The organism is Sphingomonas sp. (assembly GCF_035910975.1).
In the GTDB taxonomy this organism is placed as follows: domain Bacteria; phylum Pseudomonadota; class Alphaproteobacteria; order Sphingomonadales; family Sphingomonadaceae; genus Sphingomonas.
On the sequence record NZ_JAMHWM010000049.1, the window covers coordinates 1 to 2,426 of the forward strand.

At 69.5% G+C, this 2,426-nt stretch carries 3 protein-coding genes; all 3 read right to left on the reverse strand.

Annotated elements, in window-relative coordinates:
- Window positions 1-95: 95 nt before the first annotated feature.
- Window positions 96-1,076 carry a pyruvate dehydrogenase complex E1 component subunit beta gene (locus tag VYI76_RS16665; protein WP_326525938.1) on the reverse strand — a complete coding sequence of 327 codons (981 nt, stop codon included), beginning with the start codon at window positions 1,074-1,076 and terminating at the stop codon, window positions 96-98.
- Window positions 1,077-1,078: 2 nt separating this feature from the next.
- A complete protein-coding gene (gene pdhA, locus VYI76_RS16670) occupies window positions 1,079-2,080 on the reverse strand; it encodes a pyruvate dehydrogenase (acetyl-transferring) E1 component subunit alpha (RefSeq protein ID WP_326525939.1) in 1,002 nt (333 codons plus the stop codon).
- A 108-nt stretch (window positions 2,081-2,188) separates the two neighbouring features.
- Window positions 2,189-2,426, reverse strand: a 238-nt coding sequence (locus VYI76_RS16675; protein WP_326525940.1) for a hypothetical protein, incomplete at its 5' end; no start/stop codon positions are given.

Genomic DNA, 2,426 nt, shown 5'->3' on the forward strand with positions numbered 1-2,426 from the left:
GGGATCGGGATCGGGATCGGGATCGGGATCGGGATCGGAATCGGCATAGGGATCGGGATCGGGATCGGGATCGGGATCGGGATCGGGATCGGGAGTCAGACGAGATACAGCGCGCGTCGCACCGCCGCGATGATGTCCTTCACCTGCGGCTGCACCTCGTCCTCGAGGTTCTTCGCGTACGGCATCGGCACGTCGTCCGAGCACACGCGCTCCACCGGCGCATCGAGCGCGTCGAGGCAGTTGCGCTGCACCTGGTACGCGATCTCGCCGCCGAAGCCGCCTTGCGGCCAGCCGACCTCGACGATCACGCAGCGACCGGTCTTCTTGACGCTGTCGCAGATGAGCGCCGAGTCGAGCGGGCGCAGCGTGCGCGGATCGACGACCTCGCACTCGATGCCATCGGCGGCGAGCACCTTCGCCGCCTCGAGGCACAGGTGGACCATGCGCGACCACGCCACCAGCGTGATGTCCTTGCCGGCGCGCTTGATGTCGCCCTGGCCGAACGGGATCAGGTACTCCTCGTCGGGCACCTCCCAGGTCGTGCCGTAGAGGGTCTCGCCCTCCATGAACACCACCGGGTTGTCGTCGCGGATGGCGGTCTTGAGCAGGCCCTTGGCGTCGTAGGCGGTCGACGGCAGCACCACCGACAGGCCGGGCACGTGCGCGTACCACGACTCGAGCGCCTGGCTGTGCTGCGAGCCGACCTGCACCGCCGGGCCCGACGGGCCGCGGAACACGATCGGGATGTTGAACTGCCCGCCGCTCATCTGGAACATCTTGGCGGCGCTGTTGACGATCTGATCGATCGCCACCAGCGAGAAGTTCCAGGTCATGAACTCGATGATCGGGCGCAGGCCGACCATCGCGGCGCCGACGCCGACGCCGGCGAAGCCCATCTCGGCGATCGGCGTGTCGACGACGCGGCGCTCGCTGAAGCGCTGCAGCAGGCCCTGGGTGACCTTGTAGGCGCCGTTGTAGTGCCCGACCTCTTCGCCCATGACGAAGACGTTGGCGTCGCGCTCCATCTCCTCGCGCATCGCCTGGTTGAGCGCTTCGCGGTAGCTGATGACCGCCATGGCTACTGGGCTCCCTTCATGACGTACGGCGCGTAGGCGTCGGCCGGCGCGCTGTCCTCGGCGAACTTCACCGAGTCCTCGATCTCGGCCTTGACGTCGGCCTCGAGCGCGTCGATCGCGGCCTCGGCCATGCCGATCTCGAGCAGGCGCGACCGCGAGCGGTTGAGCGGATCGCGGCGGCGCCACTCTTCGACCTCCTCCTTGGTGCGGTACAGGCCGGGGTCGCTCATCGAGTGGCCGCGGAACCGGTAGGTGACGATCTCGACCAGCGTCGGCTCGCCGGTGACGCGGGCGCGCTCGACCGCCTCGGCGATCCGCCGCTTGACCCGGATGACGTCGTCGCCGTCGAAGCGATCGCGCGCCATGCCGTGGGCCAGCGCGCGCAGCGACACGTCCTCGACCGCCAGCGAGCGGTACAGCGGCGTGCCCATCGAGTACTGGTTGTTCTCGCAGATGAGCACGATCGGCAGCTTCCACAGCGCCGACAGCGACAGGCCCTCGGCGAAGCCGCCGATCGTCGCGGCGCCGTCGCCGAAGTAGCAGACGGTCACGCGGCCGTCGTTGCGGTACTTCGACGCGAACGCGGCGCCGGCGGCGAGCGGCACGTGGCCGCCGACGATGCCGTGGCCGCCGAGGAAGTTGGTGGGCTTGTCGAACAGGTGCATCGACCCGCCGAGGCCCTTCACCAGCCCGGTCTTCTTGCCGTAGAGCTCGGCCATGATCGGCCGCGCGGCGATGCCCTTGGCGTAGGCGTGGCCGTGCTCGCGGTAGGTGGCGACGACGTAGTCGTCGGGCTTGAGCGCGGCGATCGAGCCGACGCACACGGCCTCTTGGCCGATGATGAGGTGGAGGAAGCCGCCGATCTTGCCCTGCGAGTAGGCCTTGGCGGCCGCCTCTTCCATGCGGCGGATCGCCAGCATCTGTCGGTACAAGGGCGCCAGTTCGTCGACGGTCGTGGGGACGGCCTGCTCGGGCTCGACCCGCGCCGAATCGGGTAGCGTCATGGGTGGCGCACCATAGCCACTCGCCCCGGCGCGCGCACGTTGGCCGCGCCGGTTTTGCGTCGCGATCCGTCGCGCGTGATGGCGCGACGCGTCAGCGCGTTGCCGAAGTCAACGCGCGAGGTCGAGCGTGAGCGCGCCGCCGCTGCCGATCGAGCTGCCGGTGGCGAAGCCGCCGCGTTGCCCCGACAGCCCGAACGACCACAGCTGCACGTCGGTGTAGCTCTGGGGCAGCTTGTCGTAGAAGAACGAGCCGGGCGCGCACGGCACCGGGCGGACGGTGTGCGCGGTGCCGGTCGACGGATCGATGATCGACAGCTCGAGCTCGCTGATCCCGGCGCACGCGGTG

Coding starts and splice junctions, on each gene's coding strand:
- VYI76_RS16665 (WP_326525938.1), bottom strand. CDS start 1,076: ATGGCGGTCATCAGCTACCGCGAAGCGCTCAACCAGGCGATGCGCGAG.
- pdhA (WP_326525939.1), bottom strand. CDS start 2,080: ATGACGCTACCCGATTCGGCGCGGGTCGAGCCCGAGCAGGCCGTCCCC.